The organism is Gillisia sp. Hel_I_86 (assembly GCF_007827275.1).
Taxonomy (GTDB): Bacteria; Bacteroidota; Bacteroidia; order Flavobacteriales; family Flavobacteriaceae; genus Gillisia.
Genome location: NZ_VISE01000001.1, coordinates 1,483,366 through 1,503,198 on the forward strand (window position 1 = coordinate 1,483,366; position 19,833 = coordinate 1,503,198).

General features: G+C 37.8%; 18 protein-coding genes. 5 read left to right on the forward strand and 13 right to left on the reverse strand.

Annotated features, from left to right (window positions below):
- Positions 1 to 17 precede the first annotated feature (17 nt).
- From JM83_RS06575 to hemB, 7 genes are all read right to left on the reverse strand, one after another.
- The gene (locus tag JM83_RS06575; protein ID WP_144960524.1) at positions 18 to 731 is read right to left on the reverse strand and encodes a 3'-5' exonuclease; all 714 of its coding nucleotides are present in this window, start codon (positions 729 to 731) and stop codon (positions 18 to 20) included.
- Positions 709 to 1,881, reverse strand: a complete 1,173-nt coding sequence (locus tag JM83_RS06580) for a serine hydrolase domain-containing protein (RefSeq protein ID WP_144960526.1) — start codon at positions 1,879 to 1,881, stop codon at positions 709 to 711. The genes JM83_RS06575 and JM83_RS06580 overlap by 23 nt, the downstream gene beginning before the upstream one ends.
- Positions 1,882 to 1,920: 39 nt before the next feature.
- Positions 1,921 to 2,391 (reverse strand): methylated-DNA--[protein]-cysteine S-methyltransferase, encoded by a 471-nt coding sequence (locus JM83_RS06585; protein ID WP_144960528.1) that lies wholly within the window; start codon positions 2,389 to 2,391, stop codon positions 1,921 to 1,923.
- The gene (locus JM83_RS06590; protein ID WP_144960530.1) at positions 2,375 to 3,475 is read right to left on the reverse strand and encodes a CNNM domain-containing protein; all 1,101 of its coding nucleotides are present in this window, start codon (positions 3,473 to 3,475) and stop codon (positions 2,375 to 2,377) included. The genes JM83_RS06585 and JM83_RS06590 overlap by 17 nt, the downstream gene beginning before the upstream one ends.
- 135 nt (positions 3,476 to 3,610) lie before the next feature.
- Entirely contained in the window at positions 3,611 to 4,099 is a 489-nt protein-coding gene (locus JM83_RS06595) for a hypothetical protein (RefSeq protein ID WP_261376376.1), read from the reverse strand.
- 167 nt (positions 4,100 to 4,266) lie between these two features.
- Positions 4,267 to 4,617, reverse strand: coding sequence for a hypothetical protein (locus JM83_RS06600; RefSeq protein WP_144960532.1), 351 nt, complete (start codon positions 4,615 to 4,617; stop codon positions 4,267 to 4,269).
- A 173-nt stretch (positions 4,618 to 4,790) separates the two neighbouring features.
- On the reverse strand, positions 4,791 to 5,765 hold the full coding sequence (hemB, locus tag JM83_RS06605) for a porphobilinogen synthase (RefSeq protein ID WP_144960534.1): 975 nt from the start codon (positions 5,763 to 5,765) through the stop codon (positions 4,791 to 4,793).
- Between the two features lie 423 nt (positions 5,766 to 6,188).
- On the opposite strand from hemB, the gene JM83_RS06610 reads away from it, so the two are divergent.
- Entirely contained in the window at positions 6,189 to 7,064 is an 876-nt protein-coding gene (locus JM83_RS06610) for an ABC transporter ATP-binding protein (protein WP_144960536.1), read from the forward strand.
- 2 nt (positions 7,065 to 7,066) lie between these two features.
- Positions 7,067 to 10,672 carry an ABC transporter permease/M1 family aminopeptidase gene (locus tag JM83_RS06615; RefSeq protein ID WP_144960538.1) on the forward strand — a complete coding sequence of 1,202 codons (3,606 nt, stop codon included), beginning with the start codon at positions 7,067 to 7,069 and terminating at the stop codon, positions 10,670 to 10,672.
- Positions 10,673 to 10,980: 308 nt separating this feature from the next.
- On the opposite strand, the gene hemF is transcribed toward JM83_RS06615, so the two are convergent.
- From hemF to hemA, 6 genes are read right to left on the reverse strand one after another with little or no spacing between them, the layout of a single operon-like run.
- Complete coding sequence (hemF, locus tag JM83_RS06620) at positions 10,981 to 11,883, reverse strand: oxygen-dependent coproporphyrinogen oxidase (protein WP_144960540.1); 903 nt, start codon at positions 11,881 to 11,883, stop codon at positions 10,981 to 10,983.
- Between the two features lie 6 nt (positions 11,884 to 11,889).
- Positions 11,890 to 12,285, reverse strand: a complete 396-nt coding sequence (locus JM83_RS06625; protein WP_144960542.1) for a hypothetical protein — start codon at positions 12,283 to 12,285, stop codon at positions 11,890 to 11,892.
- A gap of 6 nt (positions 12,286 to 12,291) precedes the next feature.
- Positions 12,292 to 13,317, reverse strand: a complete 1,026-nt coding sequence (gene hemE, locus JM83_RS06630; RefSeq protein WP_144960544.1) for a uroporphyrinogen decarboxylase — start codon at positions 13,315 to 13,317, stop codon at positions 12,292 to 12,294.
- Positions 13,314 to 13,976 carry a uroporphyrinogen-III synthase gene (locus JM83_RS06635; protein WP_144960546.1) on the reverse strand — a complete coding sequence of 221 codons (663 nt, stop codon included), beginning with the start codon at positions 13,974 to 13,976 and terminating at the stop codon, positions 13,314 to 13,316. Before JM83_RS06635 ends, hemE begins: the two co-directional genes overlap by 4 nt.
- A 5-nt stretch (positions 13,977 to 13,981) precedes the next feature.
- Positions 13,982 to 14,893, reverse strand: coding sequence for a hydroxymethylbilane synthase (gene hemC / locus JM83_RS06640; protein WP_144960548.1), 912 nt, complete (start codon positions 14,891 to 14,893; stop codon positions 13,982 to 13,984).
- The gene (hemA, locus tag JM83_RS06645) at positions 14,893 to 16,146 is read right to left on the reverse strand and encodes a glutamyl-tRNA reductase (protein ID WP_144960550.1); all 1,254 of its coding nucleotides are present in this window, start codon (positions 16,144 to 16,146) and stop codon (positions 14,893 to 14,895) included. Before hemA ends, hemC begins: the two co-directional genes overlap by 1 nt.
- Before the next feature lie 200 nt (positions 16,147 to 16,346).
- On the opposite strand from hemA, the gene JM83_RS06650 reads away from it, so the two are divergent.
- The 3 genes from JM83_RS06650 to JM83_RS06660 all read left to right on the forward strand — a co-directional run bounded on the left by JM83_RS06650 (position 16,347) and on the right by JM83_RS06660 (position 19,762).
- Positions 16,347 to 17,252, forward strand: a complete 906-nt coding sequence (locus JM83_RS06650) for an AraC family transcriptional regulator (protein ID WP_144963698.1) — start codon at positions 16,347 to 16,349, stop codon at positions 17,250 to 17,252.
- Between the two features lie 111 nt (positions 17,253 to 17,363).
- The gene (gene hemH / locus JM83_RS06655; RefSeq protein ID WP_144960552.1) at positions 17,364 to 18,398 is read left to right on the forward strand and encodes a ferrochelatase; all 1,035 of its coding nucleotides are present in this window, start codon (positions 17,364 to 17,366) and stop codon (positions 18,396 to 18,398) included.
- Positions 18,398 to 19,762 carry an MATE family efflux transporter gene (locus JM83_RS06660; RefSeq protein ID WP_144960554.1) on the forward strand — a complete coding sequence of 455 codons (1,365 nt, stop codon included), beginning with the start codon at positions 18,398 to 18,400 and terminating at the stop codon, positions 19,760 to 19,762. Before hemH ends, JM83_RS06660 begins: the two co-directional genes overlap by 1 nt.
- Positions 19,763 to 19,833 lie beyond the last annotated feature (71 nt).

Below are 19,833 nucleotides of genomic sequence, written 5' to 3' on the forward strand. Positions count from 1 at the left end.
CTTTTCGAAGCTTCGCTCTAAACAGAAGTAATCTCAAAATCCTCCAAAAGTTTTTCTTGCCTGAACTTTAAAATAATTTGTGCGATAGCGATTACATCTTTTTCGCAATAAGTGACAATTCTATCGATGTTCCCTTCTTCATAATAAACGTCTCTCACCTCCGAACCATCGATATCATCTTTTGGAGTTTGGATTCCCAGAACGTTGGTGAGAAGTTTTAGGGAAGTATAATGCTTATAATCGCCAAACTTCCATAATTCCAAAGTGTCCAAATGTGGCACTTCCCAAGGTTTTTTTCCGAAAAGGTCCAATTTGGATGGCAGCGGTAATCCATGAATAAGTATTCTTCTGGCTAGAAAAGGAAAATCGAATTCCTTACCATTATGCGCACAGAGCAAATGCTGAGGTTTATAAAAATGGGTGTTCAATAAATGAGAGAATTCCTGTAGCAGTGCTAATTCCTCTCCTTTGTACGAAGTGATCCTAAAAGCCCTTTTTTCATCTTTGAATGTGAAATAACCCACCGAAATGCAAGCGATTTTTCCAAATTCGGCCCAAATTCCTGCACGATCGTAAAATTCTTCAGCTGTAAAATCTTCCTTTCGCTGGTATTTCGATTTATCGTCCCAAAGTTTTTGTTTCACCTCTGAGAGGTTATTAAAATCCTTTTCTTCGGGAACCGTTTCTATATCCAGAAACAGAACGTTTTCAAGGTGCAGTTTTCGAACCATTGGCTAACATTTTATAGGCTTCATCTATATATATAAAGAAATCCTTTGCGTGATTTTCTCCCTCTTTCCTGGGTATTAATTCATGTCCTAATCTAACGATTATAAGGTCATCTTCGGGAACAACAATTACATATTGCCCCAATATCCCTCGCATATAAAAGATCTCTTTTCCCTTGTAATCGCTTAACCAAAATCCGTATCCATATTGTGGCGAATCCTCAAACCTTGCTTTGGTGGCTGTTTCTACGAATTCCGAGTCTAATAGTTGTTCCCCATTCCATTTTCCGTTGTCCTTGAAAAGTTTCCCGAAACGTGCAAAATCGCGGGCATTGGAGGCAATGCAGCAATAGGCTTTTTCCATCCCACTTTCCTCAGAGTCCAATTGCCAAAAAGCGTTTTCCTTCATCCCTAAGGGTTTCCAAAAACTATCACTTAAATAGGTTGATAGCTCCTGCCCTGTAGCTTTTTCTATTACCATTCCCAGTAAAATGGTGTTTCCGCTTAAATATTTAAAGGCATTCCCGGGCTCTTCTATCACTTTTAAATTCAAGGCCTCTTTTCTAATATCGTCCCCAAAATATGCTTTTGCTGTTTGAGAGAACGGATTGTAATAATCCTCATCCCAATTAAGGCCAGATGACATGGAAGCAAGATCCCCAACTGTCAAGGCTGCCTGTTTATCCTTGTTGAATTCCGGTAGAAAATCTCCTACCGGCTGATTTAAGCTCTTAATATATGCATCTTTAATTGCTTTCCCTAAAAGTGCCACCGTAATGGATTTTGCCATTGAAAAAGAATTGGTTTTGGAATCTATGCCATAATTTGGCGCATACTTCTCATACCAGATACTGTCATTCTTGATAATTAAAAACGCAACGGTTCCCAGTTCCTCATTTGTTTTCTGAAGGCGTCCTGCGGGGGTTGTCTTATTGTAATCTGGGCTCAAAGGCCATTCATCAAAATTTTCTCCCGATTCAATTACTCTATTCTCAAATTCTGTATAATCATCTATATAAGCGGTTTTATGACCTTGAAAATAGACCACCTGGATTCCCTTCAAGAGATAATCGTAATCGAACAAGAACAAGAGCACAACAATTAACAGAATAGTTGCCAAAAACCCGCCTATAATTTTTAAGAGTAACTTCATAGTTATTAAAATTAGGGCTTTTAAATATAAAATAAAATTTTAAAAAAGTTCTTGCTGTAGTGGAGGGTTTTCGAAATCCAAAAGCCATTTTTTTCTCCATAACCCTCCGGCATATCCAGTTAAGGAACCATCGCTACCTATTACCCGATGACAAGGAATTACAATCCATAAAGGGTTTTTTCCATTTGCTGCGGCAACTGCACGAATGGCTTTTACATTTCCAAGTTCTTTGGAAAGTTCTAAATAGGAACGGGTTTCTCCATAAGGGATCTTATTTAAGGCTTGCCAGACTTGTTTCTGAAAATTGGTGCCAGCCGGATTCATCTTAAGAGTGAAATTTTTTAGTTCGCCAGAAAAGTATCCCTTTAATTGATCTACCGCAGTTTCTAATTCTTTTGGGACCTCTTCCTGTTGAAATTCTTCTTGATCTAAAATCTCAATTTTGCTGATGCCCAGTTCATCACCAGAGACTTCAGCAATTCCTAATGGTGTTTTAAGTAAGGTCGTCATTCTTTGTAGATTTTGTCTCAGAATCATTTTGCTGAATAAGACCAAGTTTTTTGGCGCGCTTTTCCCAGTTTTGCCTAGCCATGAGTTGCATATCTTCAATATGATCGCTCTCATCCATGATTTCAAGTCCTAAGAGCGTTTCAATAATGTCTTCCATTGTTACCAACCCAATAGTATTACCGAATTCATCGGCTACTATTGATATATGCGCTTTACGCTTAATAAAAATCTCAAAAAGCTCCGGAATCGGGGTGTTGCGGTCTGTGATAAAAACCTCTCTTTTTAAGATGCTTAGAGGTTGCTGGCCTTTTTCGTCTATAATTTCCTCAAGAATATCATCTTTGAGCACGAATCCGGAGATATTATTGGGCTTATCCTTATAAACCGGAATTCTGGAGAATTTTAAATTTTTATGAGTTCGGTGAAATTTTTCAATGGTGGTAGATTCATTTTCAATGGTAGCCACAGTAAATGGTGTCATTACATCCTTTGCCATAACCGATTTAAACACAAGTAGGTTTTTGATTACAGTAGTTTCATTTTCTTCAAAAAAGCCTTCTTCTTCAGCGGCATCAGTAATTGCCAAAAACTCTTCTCTACTCATGGTACTTACATGTGCCGATTTCCCTATTAATTTGGTGGTGAGCAACATTAACCAAAGTATACCGGTGTATTTCAATGGGAAAAGTAAAATTTTCAAAATTATTGCTGTAAATTTCCCAAGCGATTGCCAATAAGTTGCTCCAATTGTTTTGGGTATTATTTCTGACAGAATCAGGATTGCAAGGGTCATAATAGCAGATACGATCCCTACCGAATTTCCTCCGCCACCAAAAACTTTCTCTGCTTGTACTCCTACTAGGATTGCTCCAACGGTGTGAGCAATAGTGTTTACAGTAAGAATAGCGATGAGTGGTTTGTCGATATTTTGTTTGAAATGCTTTAGGGTGTTTGCATAGGCTTTCCCTTCCCTTTTTTTAACGCGAATATAGGTAGGGGTGATGCTAAGTAAAACCGCTTCTAGAATAGAGCATAAAAATGAAAAGAAAATTGCCAAAACAGCATAAAGAATAAGTAATTCCATAGTTCGATTTCATTTTAGAACTCTAAATTAAGAATTCTTTCATATAATTTGTATTAGGGAGAGTGGAGATAATAAAAAATAATGCTGCTGAAAGAATTCTCTCAACAGCATTAGCAAAAAATCTAACAAAAAAAATTAAGCAGATAAATTTTTACGGATCAAATTATCCCATTTATTGGCGATAAAAAGCTGTGCATCGGCATCCATGCTATCATTATCGTTTTCATCATAAAAGACCACTTCTTTTATTTTTTCTTTGGAATTATTCTTTAGTAACTCCAATCCGATATGCGTTAATGCCAATTTGCTTTTATTTCCAATTTTTTGCTGATGTCCAGATTTAGATACTGTGCTTTGACTAACATTTTTTAGATCGATCACATCATATTTTGAGTGATCTTTTGGATCTATCACTAAAAACTTTTTGGAGCTACTATCCAGGCCTAAAAGCAGGGAGTTGGTAACTTCTATTTGATCCAGCTTCATTTGATGTTGAGCCGCTAGCTTATTCAATAATTTAAGGGTTCTTTTTTCTTTAGCAGCGTGAGCTACGATCATGTAAAGTATTGGGCCTACAAAAAGAGCTAGTAAGCCGATGCCCATAAGGACTGATGCATTTTCCATTTTAATATAATATTAAGTTGTGAATATGAAAACCCCTTTAGATATAGCAACTAAGGATTTTCAAAATTTATTTGATTTCAAAATTTTAGGAATGACTGAAGTAGTAGATGTTATTCTCAAATTTATATTTGAGATAATCCCTACTTAAAATTCAGCATAAATTCTGATCACCAAAAAAATTGAAATGGAAATATATGTTGGGAAAGTAATTGTCGACTATCTCTTAAATAAGCCCAAGAAGTAGTTTGGCCAAAATGTTTGATTAATGTACCTAGAGAAAATTGAAGCTCAGAAATACGACCAAAAGAAGATAGCTCATTGCTAAATTCTTGTTCGTATGAGCTAGAAATACTCGTTTCTTCAAAAAAGACCGCTTTTTTATTCTGACCTGCTTGTAGGTAATCAAAATTTCTGGAATCAAGGTCCAGGCCTTCAGAAGGATATGAAAATGCACCACTGCTGAAAGCATTCAAAAATGCAATCAGCAACAATAAAGAAACAGTATTTAATTTATTCATTTTCACTCAACAAATGTACATTAAAAGTGAATCCGCAATTAAAAAACAATTATAAATTTTAATCCCTCATTGAGGGTTTAAATCCCCCGAGGTTTTCCTCCAATTTTTAAAATATTTTTCTCTCGATACTTCGGGACATGTCTCGTGGGCTTTCCCCGAAGTTTTTGATTAGATTATGATATCAATTTTACGGCATCCTTTGCAAAATAACTGGCAATCACATTCGCGCCTGCACGTTTAATCGCAATTAATTGCTCCATCATCACCGCATCATGGTCTAGCCATCCTTTTCCTGAAGCAGCTTTTATCATGGCATATTCGCCACTAACCTGATATACAGCTACAGGGACATTTACTGCTTCTTTAATATCCCTAACAATATCTAGATAACATAATCCCGGTTTTACCATTACGATATCTGCTCCTTCTTCAATATCCATCAAGGTTTCACGAATTGCTTCTTCCCTATTTGCAGGATCCATTTGATAGGTTTTTTTATCGCCAAACCCGGGAGCAGAGTCCAATGCATCCCGAAAAGGGCCATAAAATGCAGAGGCATATTTTGCGGAGTAGCTCATAATCCCAGTATCATGAAAACCTTCCCCTTCCAACAAACTTCTAATTTCGAAGATCCTTCCATCCATCATATCGCTGGGTGCCACAAAATCTGCTCCGGAACTAGCGTGAGAAAGGGACATTTCAGCTAAGATCGCAGTTGTGTCATCGTTAATGATCTTTCCGTCTGCAACCACCCCATCATGACCAAAAGAAGAATAAGGATCTAGGGCAACATCTGTCATCACCAACATTTCGGGAACTGCGTTTTTCACGGTTTTTATGGCGCGCTGCATCAAACCTTCAGCATTCAAGGCTTCGGTTCCTGCATTGTCTTTTAAATTATCCGGTACCTTCACAAAAAGCAAAACCGACTTGAGTCCCATTTTCCAAAGTTCTTTCACCTCCTTATCCAATAGATCCAGACTAAACCTGAAATAATTTGGCATGGAGGCAATCTCCTCTTTCACACCTTTTCCTTCAACAACAAATAAAGGGACAATAAAATCGTTCGGGCTTATAATGGTTTCACGTACCAAGCTTCTAACAGCTTCGGAGGTGCGTAATCTTCTATTTCTTCTTAATGGATACATAGGAAAAAGTCTTTTTTTATTAAACTCCTCAGGAGTACTTTTTTAATGCTCATTAGATCTTTAAACTTAAAACCTATCCTGAAATTGAGCATTTGCAAATATAAAGCATGCTTAAGAATTTTTTGGTGTTTGATAGGAAGGATTATATTTATGTATATCCGTTTTTTGTCCAGCAAGACATTTGTTATTTTTATGATTTCGACGAAGGAGGAATCCCTAACACGAAATTTTACTCTATCGAGATTCTTCACTTCGCTGCGCTCCTTTTAGAATGACAATAAACCTGAATAGTTGGTTAAAAGCACTTACAGTTACAAAACCGGACAATCAGTTATATTTTCAAATATCAAGATAAAATTGTAACGTTACTGCTTATTACTTACTAATAGAACTAAAGACAAAATCCAACTAAACCACCCAACTATGCTTTCCATCAAAAATTTGAACAAAACGTATCCAAACGGAACACAGGCGCTTAACAATGTTAATTTAGAAATCGATAAAGGCATGTTTGGCTTATTAGGCCCAAACGGTGCCGGAAAATCTACCTTAATGCGCACAATTGCCACCTTGCAACTAAGTGATACTGGTAGCATAGAATTTGATGGAATAGATGTTTTTAACGAGCCGGAAGAACTCAGAAAGGTTTTAGGGTATTTGCCTCAGGATTTCGGGGTATATCCAAAAGTTTCTGCAGAGATGATGCTGAACCATATTGCAAAGATCAAGGGAATTCATAATAAGTCCGATAGAACTGCTTATGTAGCAGATCTTTTGAATAAAGTGAACCTTTATAAATTCAGAAAAAGAAATTTAGGGGATTATTCCGGTGGGATGCGTCAGCGTTTTGGGATTGCTCAAGCTCTAATTGGAAATCCTAAATTGATAATTGTAGATGAGCCCACAGCGGGATTGGATCCTTTGGAGCGCAACCGATTCCATAATTTGTTGAGCGAGCTGGGAGAAGATGCCGTGGTTATTTTATCTACCCATATCGTAGACGATGTAATTAATTTATGTACCAATATGGCGGTTTTCAATGAAGGTTCTGTAGTGGTTCAAGGACATCCTTTGGAGTTGACAAATTCCCTGAACGGCAGGATTTATAGAAAGAAAATTGATAAAGAAGAGTTAGAAAAATATCAGGAAGAATACAGTGTGCTCTCTGCTTATTTAAGAAGCGGGCAGTTAAACGTGAATGTTTACGATGAATCTCACCCTGGGGATGGTTTCGAAGTAGTTAACAATACTTTGGAAGATTTTTATTTCTACAGTATCAACCAACCTCAAACTGTATAATCATGAAAGAGATCTACTTATTTGAGTTGAAATATAGAATGCGCAGGCCTGCAACCTATATCTACCTATTTATCATGTTTCTCATTCCGTTATTGATAGGAGTATTTGAAAAATCCAACACGGCACAATTTACAAACAGTCCGAATGCCATTATGGGTGTTTTGGGAAGCATGAGCGTGCTAGCGCTTTTCTTTTATGCGGCAATTATGGGGGTTGCTGTTTACAGGGACGAAGAGCATAGAACCGCCCAAACGTATTTTACATTTCCTATTTCTGAAAAAAATTATATTCTAGGCAGGTTCTGGGGAAGTTTTACGATAGTTACCTTTATGAACATTGCCGCAGTCCTTGGTGCAATGTCCGGATTTGCAATTGGGGTATTTTTAGATAGGCCGGATTACGGAACCTATACGACTTTCAATTTTGTGTCTTATTTTTATCCATTTGTTTATTTGCTCACTTTTAATGCGTTCTTTATTGGAAGTTTGTTTTTTGGGTTGATGACGTTTTTTAAACGCATGCCTATTTTATACCTGGGAGGAATCGTGATCTTTATCCTTACCATAGTTTCCTCAAGGCTTTTGGCCAATTTGGATACCGAATGGTTGAGTGTTTACGTAGATCCTTTTGGATCCAAGGCTCAAAATTTTATAGATAAATATTGGTCTGTACACGAACTTAATACCACGCAGCTATCTCTTACAGGCAAGTTTTTGATCAACAGGATGATTTGGTTAGGCTTAGCTATGGGCATTTTCATATTCACTTTATTACGATTTTCTTACAAAGGATTTTTATCTTCAAAAAAGAAGCAAAATACCAAAGAAAATAAAGAGGAATATAACGGGAGCCATGTTCTTGGAAATGTCGTTCAGGTTTTTAATAGCAAAGCGAGAAGGGAAAATTTATGGTCACTTAGCAAAATAGAATTTCTATCTATCGTTAAGGAAACGGTTTTTATAATTTTAATGGTAATTGGGATCGTGATCGCTGGTTTTGTGGCATATCAATCCAATCAAATATATGGCACTCCTTCACTTCCGCTAACTAGGTATATGGTAGCCCAGATCGCTGGTGGAATTTCATTGTTTTCTGTGATAATCCTTATCATCTATGCAGGAGAAGCAGTCCATAGAACCAGAAAAAATAAAACCTTTGAGTTTTACGATGCCCTTCCGGTTAGCAATAACACCTTATACCTTTCTAAAATAATTTCACTTATCGGGGTTGCGGTAGTGCTTACTTTAATAAGTATCCTGGTTGGGATTATATACCAAACCTTTAATGGGTATTTCGATTACGAACTGGGAATGTATTTCATATATAATTTTGTCAAGATCTTCCCAACTTATATAATGACATTGCTATTGGCATTTTTCATTCATGTGTTGGTCAACAATAAATTTTTGGGACATTTTATAGTAGTGGTAATTTATATAGGTTTGCCTTTGTTGTTTACCTTGGCTTTTAAAACGTCTAACCCATTATTGATCTTTGGAGAAAGTCCTAGCGGCTTTTTAAGCGACCTAAATGGATTTGGGCATTATTTAATAGGAGAATTTTGGCTGAATGCTTATTGGATCTTGCTTACCTGCATTCTGGCTGTTATAGGAAAGCTCTTTTGGAACCGCGGATTCTTCTCTTCAGGGAAGGAGCGTTTGCGCCTAGCAAAGCAACGGTTTACAGGTAAGACCATTGCTTACACCTTGTTTTTTGTGTTCGCATTTATTTCGGTTGGGGCTTATAGTTACTACAACCTTAAAGTTCTTAACCAGTTGGAAGATGGAAATTATGGGGAGAATGTCAATGCGGAAGCAGAGAAAAAATATGGTAAATATATAGGGAAGCCTCATATCCAAGTGGTGGATCTCAAGGCATTTATAGATATTTTTCCAGAAGACAGAAGGATAGAGGCTAAAGGTGAATTCAAAGTGGTTAACAAGTTCGATGTTGCCTTGGATACGCTTTTAATGGAGGTGAAATTTCCTATTGCCGAAACTAGGATCACAAAAGTGGTTTATAACAATGTAGAGTTGAAGCCATTTTTAAAGGATACGGCATACCGCCTTTTTATGTATAAGTTACCGAAGCCTTTGCAACCAAAAGATGCGGCATCGCTGGTTATTGAAACCAAAGCGATCACCAAAGGATTTACTGTAGATCCAGAAACCGCTGTTTTAGGGAATGGAACCTTTTTTAGAGATGCAATCTTCCCTTCATTTCATTATGACCGGGTACTAAGTGATAATGGCGTTCGTATAAAACACGGATTGGAAAAACTGGATTTCTTGTATCCTCCAAGAACAGATAGTATTGCGCTTAAAAAGAACCTTTTTAACGAGGATGGGGATTATATGACTTTTGAAGCAACTGTTAGTACTTCGAAAGGTCAAACAGCGCTTGCTCCAGGTGTGCTCACCAAGAAATGGGAAGAAAACGATCGGAGTTATTTCAATTATAAGTTGGAGGGTAAAACCGATTATTTCTTCAGTTTTGTTTCCGCAGAATATGAGGTGGAGAAGGATTTCTGGATCGCCCCCAGTGGCAAGAAGGTTAATATTGAGATCTACCATTCTCCAAAACATAAAAGGAATTTAGAATACTTTATTAAGGGAATTAAAATATCATTGGATTATAACTCCAAAAACTTTTTTGAGTATCCTTATTCTGTGATCAGGATCATTGAATTTCCTGCGCATTCTACTTTTGCTCAGTCTTTTGCTACCACCATCCCCTATTCTGAAGACTTTGGTTTCGTTGCAGATTTTTCTAAAGCAGAAGATTATAATTATGCGTTTAGGGTAACCTCTCACGAAGTAGCGCACCAGTGGTGGGGACATATTGTAACTCCAAGTAAAACCTCCGGAGCGAATATTATTTCTGAAACTTTGGCCGAGTATGTTTCACTCATGACCATGAAAAAGGAGTATGGAGAAAACGGGATCAAAGCATTTTTGAAGAATTCTCTGGATAGATACTTGTCTGGGAGACAATTCAGCTTTAAACCGGAGCGCACTTTATTGGATGTTGAAACAGGGCAATATATCTGGTATGAGAAAGGCTCTATGATTATGTACGATCTTCAGGATGCTATGGGAGAAGAGAAGGTAAATGCAGGACTTCGCAGCTTTTTGGAAGAATTTAAATACAACGAAAAAGGCTATTATGCGACTTCAGAAGATCTTTATAAAGCATTATATAAAGTAACCCCAGATTCCCTTAAATATAAATTAGAGGATGGCTTTAAGGAAATCGTGCTTTATGAAAACAGGGTTATTAGCGCGAAAACCAAAGAGTTGAAGACCGGTAAATGGGAAACTGCTTTTACGGTTAATTCCAAAAAGATCTATTATGATGATGCCGGAAGAGAACGCGAAATAGATACCAAAAAGAACTTGGTAGATATAGGATTGTTTGGTGAAGATGTGGTAAATGATGAACAAGTGACAATTAAAGATCCTTTTTACTTTGAATTGAAATGGTTGAAACCAGGCGACAATACGTTCACAATTATAACCGATAAAAAACCAATTAAAGCGGGGATAGATCCCTACAATAAATTGATAGACAGAAACTCAGATGATAATTTGAAATCTATTGAGGAATAGGTAGAAAAATTAAATTTTATGAGATTCTGAAACACGTTCGAGATGATAGTACTATTGTCATTCTGAACGCAGTGAAGAATCTCAAAGAAGCAGTATCAAAAAAAGAGATCCTTCCTTCGTCAGGATGACAAGTAGAGCCTCTTAGGTCGCATTGAGCCTTTTGAACTGTGAACAATTTTTTTGGAATTCGTCACCCTCAATTTATTTCAGGGTCTCCATTTACAGTTTTGTGAGATTCTTAAACAAGTTCAGAATGACGTTTTTTATCAGATTATAATACCTTAAGATGAAACAAAACGGATTTAAACTTACACCCAATCTTTAGGCTTCGCCAATACCTTTAAAAGTCGCTCTTCTTCGCTTCCTTTTTCGGGATGATGGTCGTAAACCCATTGCACATGTGGCGGTAAACTCATCAAGATGCTTTCTATCCTTCCGTTGGTCTTTAGGCCAAAAAGAGTGCCTTTATCATGCACTAAATTGAATTCCACATACCGTCCACGTCTTATTTCCTGCCAGGTTCGTTGTGCTTCGGAATAGGGTAAATTCTTTCGTTTTTCGGCAATAGGAACATACCATGCTAAAAAGCTATTTCCCACTTCGGTTACAAATTCAAACCAATCTTCCATGCTCATTTCTTCTGAAGCTTTGCAATAATCGAAAAACAATCCGCCAATTCCTCTGGCTTCCTCCCGATGCGAATTCCAGAAATATTCGTCGCATTTCTGCTTGTATTCCGCATAAAAATCTGGATCATGGGCATCACATGCTTTTTTACAGATTTTATGAAAATGGGTGGCATCTTCATCGAATAAATAATAGGGAGTAAGGTCTTGCCCTCCACCAAACCAACTATCTATAACGGTTCCGCTTTTATCATACATTTCAAAATACCGCCAATTTGCATGTACGGTCGGCACCATCGGGTTTTTTGGATGAAGCACCAAACTTAAGCCACAGGCAAAAAAATCTACCTCTCCCACCTTAAAATATTGCTGCATTGCAGGAGGAAGTGAACCATGAACCTGAGAAATATTGACCCCGCCTTTCTCGAAAACGGCACCGTTTTCTATAACCCTTGTCCTTCCACCACCGCCTTCTGGCCTGTCCCATAAATCTTCCTTGAATTTTACGGAACCATCAACTTCTTCCAATTTAGAAGTAATGCTGTCTTGAAGTTGCTCTATATAATGAAGGAATTTATTTTTCATGGGTGTTTATAAGAAAGATTTTGCCTCATTGATTTTCTGAATAATATTAAAGGAGAAGGTTTTGCTCTCCTCTTGGATATACTCAAAAATAGCTACTGCTGAAGCTGCTAAATGAGATTCGTGTTGCTCATCTTCAAAAGGAATGATTTTTAAAAGAAAATCCCCAAATTGCTCCAGATTGGAAAAATCGAAATCCAGCTCTTTTAATTTTACCAGCAATTCTTCAGAAGACCAACTTTCAAGATCTGAAATTTTAAAACCCAAATGCTCAAATAAGAGTCCGTTTGCCTTGGAACGCTGTTCAGTTTCATAAAATTCAGGAACAAATTCCAAGTCGATCAACCTACCCACAAGCTCGTTGATCTTCTGATTTTCTTCGTCTCTTAAACCTTTGCTAAGCATTACGGGTTATTTTGAATATTCTTTAACTGCATCTATAAAAGCACGTGCATTTTCTACGGGAATATCTGGTAGAATTCCGTGACCTAAGTTCACGATATATTTATCTTTTCCGAATTCATCGATCATTTGGTGAACCATTTTTTTGATCTCGGCAGGTGGCGAATACAATCTTGAAGGATCAAAATTTCCTTGTAACGTAATGTTTCCGCCCGTTAAATAACGCGCATTTCGTGGAGAACATGTCCAGTCTATTCCTAAAGCAGAAGCCCCGGATTTTGACATTTCATCCAATGCGAACCAACAACCTTTTCCAAAAGCGATAACCGGAACTTCATCTTTTAGGGCATCTATAATTTGTTGCATATATCGCCATGAAAAGATTTGATAATCTGTTGGGGACAACATTCCTCCCCAAGAATCGAATATTTGTACTGCATCTACGCCCGCAGCAACTTTAGCTTTAAGATATGCGATGGTAGTATCGGTGATTTTTTGAAGCAAAGTATGCGCAGCAGCTGGATTGGTAAAACAGAATTTCTTTGCGATATCAAAATTCTTGGAACCTTGTCCTTGTACCGTGTAGCACAAAATGGTCCATGGAGAACCGGCAAACCCTATCAAAGGGACCTCATCGTTCAAGGCTTGTTTGGTCATTTTAATGGCATCCATCACGTAACCTAACTCTTCATGTACATTAGGAACATAAACTTTCTCCACATCTTTGCTGGTTCTCACGGGATTTGGCAACCAAGGTCCCACACCTGGTCTCATTTCCACCTTGATGTTCATTGCCTGAGGGATCACCAAAATATCGCTAAATAATATGGCTGCATCTGGTCCAACTTGATTTATAGGCATTATGGTGATTTCTGTAGCCAGTTCTGGGGTTCTGCAACGTGTGAAGAAATCGTGTTTTTCCTTCAATTTCATGAAATCCGGTAAATACCTTCCTGCCTGGCGCATCATCCACACTGGTGGCCTGTCTACGGTTTCACCCTTTAATGCTCTTAAAAATAAGTCGTTCTTGATCATTTCTTATATTTTTTAACTGCCTGTACGATCACATTTTCAATACTAGGCTTATTTGCTATAACTATATGTTGTGTATGTTTTTTAGCTTCAGCTGCGGTGGTTTCCCCAATGCAAAATGCGGTGCTCGAATTTAAACTATTTTTCTGGCAAAAGCTTTGCACTCCACTGGGACTAAAAAATAAAACCCCTTCAAAAGTACGGTTGAATTTTTTGGGATTTAAGGTTGTTTTATATACCACCAATTCTTTAATAGAAAAATTTTCTGCTTTCAAAATCTTGGATAGTTCCTCCCTGCGCATGGAACCGCAAATATGAAGGAATTCTTTTTCTTTAAAATCCTTTACGATCAAGTTTGCCAACTCTTCGCCATAATCTGCTGAAGCAATTACACTATAGCCTTCTTTTTCAATTTGAGCCTTGGTCTTTTCACCAACACAAAAAATGTTGAGATCGCGGGTTTGGAATTCCGGATATTGCGTAAAAAAACCTTTTACTCCGTTCTGGCTGGTAAAGATGAGGTTTCTGGGTATAGGTGCATCCAATGAAGAATTATCGAATTCAATAGTAATCGCATTGTATTCCACAAGTCCAATTCCTGAATTAAGAAGTAATTGTTTCTGGGGTGTTGTTAGAATTTTGGTGGAAAGTAAGGTAGCCATGTTATTTAATTCAGGACTTTTTTAATTTCTTCCATTAAAACACTTCCTCCATTATTAAGTACTTTTAACGCACATTCTTTCCCAAAGTTAGGGGCGTCTTTTATGGCGATCTTTCTTTCCACGGAAATTTTTTTCTTTCCATCCAAACTGAATAAAGCTCCCTTAAAAGTGATTTCGTTCCCTTCAATAGTAGCTAAAGCGCCAATGGGAGCAGTACATCCACCTTCCAGAACCTGTAGGAAATCACGTTCTATATGTACACAAATTTCAGATTCTCTATGATTCAATGCTTTTAAAACCTCTCTCGTCCCGCTGTCTTTTTCCATAGCAACCACTAACATGGCGCCTTGAGCAGGAGCAGGAAGCATCCAGTCCAGATCTAAGGAATTCTCCGGTGTCAAATTGATGCGCTCTAGTCCGGCAGCGGCAAATATCGCTCCGTTCCAATCGCTATCCTTTAGCTTTTGCATTCTGGTATTTACATTTCCACGAAGATCTACGCAGGTATGGGAGGGATATTTATTTAGCCATTGGGCTTTCCTTCTTAAACTTCCGGTGGCAATAACCCCTCCTGCATCTAAAAAATCCAATCCTTTATGAATGAGTACGTCTATTGAATTTGCCCTTTTTAATACCGCAGCCTCAACAATTCCCTTTGGAAGCGCTGTTGGCACGTCTTTCATGGAGTGCACGGCAACATCTATTTTCCCTGTTAACATGGCAATGTCCAAGGTCTTGGTAAAAATACCTGTAATGCCCATTTCATATAAAGGTTGGTCCAGGTTTAAATCTCCAGTGGATTTTACGGGAAGTAATTCGGTTTTATGGCCTAGATTTTCCAATGCAGCTTGTACGGTCTTCGCCTGCCAAAGTGCAAGTTCACTATCGCGGGTGCCAATTCTAATAACTTTGTTCATTACATGGAATCTTCCAGTTGAAATACCTTTTGGATAAGTTCCAAACTTTCATCTGAGGTGTTAGAATCATCTTTAAGGTGATTGGCAAAATGATTCATTATTTTTTGAATAATCCTATTGCTTACAATCTCTGCTTGCTCGCTATTGAAATCGGTGATTTTCTTGCTTTGGAAATCCAATTCGGCATCTTTCATCGTTTTCAGCTTTTTCTTTAACGCTTTAATGGTAGGTGCAAATTTTCGCATTTCCAGCCATTTTATGAAATCTCCTTCAACCTCCTTGATGATCTCTTGTGCCTGCGGAATAAATTCCTTCCTTTTTTCCAAGGTAGCATCGGTCATTTGGGAAAGTTGGTCTAAATGAATTAAAGTTACATTTTCCATTCCCACAACATCATCGGCAACATTTTTGGGAATAGAAAGATCGAGGATCAACAACTGCTTTTTCGCATAGATCAATTCCTTGGAAATGGTTGGGTTTTGGGCGCCAGTCGCAACCACTAAAATATCGGCCTGACGAATTTCCGATTGTAGATCGGCGTAATCTTTTACCCTTAAATTGAATTTTCCTGCGATTTTTTCAGCCTTGTCCTTGGTTCTATTAATAAGGGTAATATGACTGTTCTTGGTGTGCTTTACCAAATTCTCACAGGTGTTCCTTCCAATTTTTCCTGTTCCGAACAAAAGAATATTCTTATCGGTAACATTTTCAACTTCATTTAAAATATACTGAACAGAAGCAAAACTAACCGAAGTAGCTCCCGATGAAAGCTGGGTTTCGTTTTTAATACGCTTGCTCGCCTGAATTACAGAATTTATTAATCGTTCCAAGAACGGATTGGCAACACCCACTTTCTTAGAGGCGATAAATGCAAGTTTAAGCTGGCTTATAATTTCGAAATCCCCAAGAATCTGACTATCCAAACCGGTTCCCACTATAAACATATGGGATATGGCTTCACGGTTCTTGTAAACAAACGCTACTTTTTCGAATTCCTCCACGGTACCATGAGTGTGTTCGCAAAGCAATTTAATTAACTGATATGGATGTTGGGCAAACCCGTAAATTTCTGTACGGTTACAGGTAGAAGTAACTATTAAGCCATCTATGCCTTCAATTTTTGCCTGGTTCAGCAAATTTATTTTTCCTTCTTCAGTAAGGCTAAAGTGGCCCCTAATATCGGCGTCGGCTTTTTTGTAGCTTAATCCTATGGTATAAAAATGTTTCCCTCTGGAGATGTGATATTTTTCCATGAACCTATTTAGGTGTTCAGGAACAAAGGTAATTGATTGGTATTTTAAAAAGTAACGCTCAAAGTACTAAATGTGTCGTTTGATGGGATTTATGATAAGAACATCCTTAAATTAAGTGAAATGCACTAAATTTGCAGTGATTTCAAATGCTTAGGTCAAATTAATTTAGACTGATTCTAAATAAAAAAATGAAAATCAAAATGAATTCTGAAGAAAAAAACGTCGCTGGAGGGTTTGTGGATGAGACTAAAATTGAAGATGGATTCTTCCTGTTAAAGTTTCAAAATGAAGAAATTAAGCAACAAAGAATCACCAGGGAAATAGACAGCAGTTATATTCAATTTCATTTTTGTGTGAAAGGTGAAGGGAAATTTTTATTCAATAACAGCAGCTATGAATTACCGTTAAAAGAAGAATATTCGTTGCTTTTATACAATCCGCAGCAAGATTTGCCTTTAAATTTGGATTTACATGCAAAGTCGTGGCTTATCTCGATGGTGATCTCCATTAAAAAATTTCATTCCATGTTCTCGCAGGAAGCGGGTTATATTCCTTTTTTAAGTTCTGAAAATAGCGACAAAAAATATTACAAGGATGGTGAAATTACCCCTTCTATGGCAATTGTCCTCAATCAGTTGATGAACTTCAATTTGATGCCCTCCATTAAATCCCTGTATTTTAAAGCCAAAGCCTACGAATTGTTGAGTTTGTACTTTAATAGATCTGGCGATAACAACGTGGAGCAATGTCCGTTCTTGGTAGATGAAGACAATGTGATGAAAATCAGGAGAGCGAAAGACATCGTGATAGCCCATATGGCAGAGCCCCCTTCGCTTCAGGATCTTGCTACAGAGATCGGTTTGAGTTTAAAAAAACTGAAGGAAGGTTTCAAACAAATTTATGGAGATTCTGTTTATAGTTTTTTGTTCGACTATAAAATGGAATTTGCCCGAAAACTATTGGATTCTGGGGAGTTTAATGTGAATGAAGTTGGTCTGAAAGTAGGGTATAGCACGGCGAGCCATTTTATTGCGGCCTTTAAAAAGAAATTTGGAACTACTCCAAAGAAGTATGTGATGTCCTTGACGTTGCCAAACAATTCTTAATGTATTGATTTTATTAATAATCCAATTGAGCTAATCTTAGTTTAAACGCAATTTTAAAATATTTATAATCGTATTTTTAAATTCTGAAAAATTGCTGAAAAAGAAAAGAGAATGAGTAAAGGTGTACTCTTGGTAAATCTGGGTTCTCCGGATAGTACCGACCCAAAAGATGTAAAAAAATATTTAGGGGAATTTTTAATGGACGAGCGGGTGATCGATGTTCCCCTTTGGGCGCGAACAATTTTGGTCAAGGGAATTGTTTTAAATACACGCCCAAAACAATCTGCCGCAGCCTATAAAAAGATTTGGTGGGATGAGGGTTCTCCTCTTATTGTCCTCTCTGAAAGGTTAAGAGATAAGATAGATGAAAACACCTCTGTGCCCATTGTTTTGGCAATGCGCTATGGTACTCCAAATATAAAATCGGGTTTACAGGAATTGCATGACCAAGGAGTAGATGAGGTGCTAATTTTTCCGCTCTATCCCCAGTTCGCGATGGCTACTACCGAAACTATTTTAGTGTTGGCAGAAGAATTGAGACAAGGATTTTTTCCGAAAATGCAATTCACTTCTATTCCGGCTTTTTACAATCATCCAGATTACATTAGGGTTTTGGCCAATAGTATTCAGGAGAAGTTAAAAGATGTTGAATATCAGCATATTTTATTTTCTTATCATGGACTGCCTGAAAGACATATTCGAAAAAGCGATATCACTAAATCCCATTGCCAAATAGATGGCAGTTGTTGCAACACAGCATCTGAAGCACATCAATTCTGCTATAGGCATCAGTGTTTTGAAACGACTAGGTTGGTAGCAGAATATCTTCAATTAAAAGAAAATACCTATAGTGTTTCATTTCAATCCAGGCTTGGTTTCGATCCTTGGTTGCAACCTTATACAGATAGGACCATCGAACGGTTTGGAAAACAAGGCATGAAAAACCTGGCAATCGTAACTCCCGCTTTTGTGAGTGATTGTTTAGAAACCTTGGAAGAGATTGCCATGGAAGGGGAAGAGATCTTTCACGAAGTTGGAGGAGAAAAATTTACGGTTGTCCCTTGCTTGAATACTCGGGAAGATTGGGTAGAAGTGCTTTCCAGATGGGTAGACGAATGGGCTCTTGCTAAAGAGGTAGAGGCATAATGGCTCACGTTAATTCAGCGGCACTTGGGAAGGATCCAATTTGGAAACTGCTTATTAAACAAGCCTTGCCTGCTTCTATTGGAATTTTGGTTATGTCCCTAAATATTTTAGTGGACACCATCTTTGTTGGGAACTGGATAGGTTCTATAGCAATTGCCGCAATAAATGTGGTTTTACCGGTTTCTTTCTTTATCGCTGCTTTGGGAATGGCAATAGGAATTGGAGGTTCTTCCATTATTTCCAGGGCTTTGGGTTCTGGCGATAAACCTAAAGCTTTAAAAACCTTCGGAAACCAGATCACGCTCACCCTTATCTTATCGGTATTTTTGGTATTGGTGGGATTAACATTTATCGATTCCATTATCCCTGCATTTGGAGGAAAAGGCGATATTTTCGCTCCCGCCAAGATCTACTATAAAGTTGTGTTGTATGGAGTGCCTTTCTTGGCGCTTTGTATGATGGGGAACAATGTGATTAGGGCAGAAGGCAAGCCAAAGTTTGCGATGATCGCCATGATTATTCCCTCTGTTGCCAACCTTTTTTTAGATTATATCCTCATCAATGTATTGGATATGGGAATGTTGGGAGCGGCTATCGCATCAAGTGTTTCTTACTTCTTTTGCTTTTCTTATGTTTTATGGTTCTTTCTTTCCAATCATTCAGAATTAAAGATCAATTGGCCACATTTTGGGTTTGATTTTCCAATTTTAAAAGAAATATCTTCTCTTGGCTTTGTTACTTTGGCGAGACAAGCTGTGGTAAGTGTTACTTATTTATTGATGAACAACATTTTATTCGAACTTGGCGGAGAAGATTCGGTAACAGTATATGCAATTATTGGGAGAATGCTCATGTTCGCACTTTTCCCAGTGCTAGGAGTAACTCAGGGGTTCCTGCCAATTGCAGGATATAATTATGGAGCGGGGCATTGGGACCGAGTGAGAAAAAGCATCAATACCGCAATATTATATGCTTGTGGGTTGGGATTGTTGGTCTTTGCCGGGATCATGTTCTTTTCAGAAAATATAGTACGGGTTTTTACAGATAATCCCGTGGTGGTCCGGGATACCCCAAGTGCCATGCGTTGGGTATTTGCCGCAACTCCAATTATCGCGTTACAGCTTATTGGTTCAGCTTACTTTCAAGCCATCGGGAAAGCGGTTCCCGCATTATTGCTCACCCTTTCCCGACAAGGTTTTTTCTTTATCCCGTTGGTTTTGATATTGCCAATTTATTATGGTGAAATAGGGGTTTGGATCGCATTTCCCATTGCCGACGTGCTTTCCACCCTTGTAACCGCTTATTTTTTAAATCGGGAAATTAGGTTGAGGTTAAAACCATCACTCCCTGAAAAGGTTTCATAGAAATTGGTATCTTTATTTTTCTTTTGAATTACCTATTAGTGAAGTACTTATTAATGCATTTATATCTTATT

Coding starts and splice junctions, on each gene's coding strand:
- JM83_RS06575 (WP_144960524.1), bottom strand. CDS start 731: ATGGTTCGAAAACTGCACCTTGAAAACGTTCTGTTTCTGGATATAGAA.
- JM83_RS06580 (WP_144960526.1), bottom strand. CDS start 1,881: ATGAAGTTACTCTTAAAAATTATAGGCGGGTTTTTGGCAACTATTCTG.
- JM83_RS06585 (WP_144960528.1), bottom strand. CDS start 2,391: ATGACGACCTTACTTAAAACACCATTAGGAATTGCTGAAGTCTCTGGT.
- JM83_RS06590 (WP_144960530.1), bottom strand. CDS start 3,475: ATGGAATTACTTATTCTTTATGCTGTTTTGGCAATTTTCTTTTCATTT.
- JM83_RS06595 (WP_261376376.1), bottom strand. CDS start 4,099: ATGGAAAATGCATCAGTCCTTATGGGCATCGGCTTACTAGCTCTTTTT.
- JM83_RS06600 (WP_144960532.1), bottom strand. CDS start 4,617: ATGAATAAATTAAATACTGTTTCTTTATTGTTGCTGATTGCATTTTTG.
- hemB (WP_144960534.1), bottom strand. CDS start 5,765: ATGTATCCATTAAGAAGAAATAGAAGATTACGCACCTCCGAAGCTGTT.
- JM83_RS06610 (WP_144960536.1), top strand. CDS start 6,189: ATGCTTTCCATCAAAAATTTGAACAAAACGTATCCAAACGGAACACAG.
- JM83_RS06615 (WP_144960538.1), top strand. CDS start 7,067: ATGAAAGAGATCTACTTATTTGAGTTGAAATATAGAATGCGCAGGCCT.
- hemF (WP_144960540.1), bottom strand. CDS start 11,883: ATGAAAAATAAATTCCTTCATTATATAGAGCAACTTCAAGACAGCATT.
- JM83_RS06625 (WP_144960542.1), bottom strand. CDS start 12,285: ATGCTTAGCAAAGGTTTAAGAGACGAAGAAAATCAGAAGATCAACGAG.
- hemE (WP_144960544.1), bottom strand. CDS start 13,317: ATGATCAAGAACGACTTATTTTTAAGAGCATTAAAGGGTGAAACCGTA.
- JM83_RS06635 (WP_144960546.1), bottom strand. CDS start 13,976: ATGGCTACCTTACTTTCCACCAAAATTCTAACAACACCCCAGAAACAA.
- hemC (WP_144960548.1), bottom strand. CDS start 14,893: ATGAACAAAGTTATTAGAATTGGCACCCGCGATAGTGAACTTGCACTT.
- hemA (WP_144960550.1), bottom strand. CDS start 16,146: ATGGAAAAATATCACATCTCCAGAGGGAAACATTTTTATACCATAGGA.
- JM83_RS06650 (WP_144963698.1), top strand. CDS start 16,347: ATGAATTCTGAAGAAAAAAACGTCGCTGGAGGGTTTGTGGATGAGACT.
- hemH (WP_144960552.1), top strand. CDS start 17,364: ATGAGTAAAGGTGTACTCTTGGTAAATCTGGGTTCTCCGGATAGTACC.
- JM83_RS06660 (WP_144960554.1), top strand. CDS start 18,398: ATGGCTCACGTTAATTCAGCGGCACTTGGGAAGGATCCAATTTGGAAA.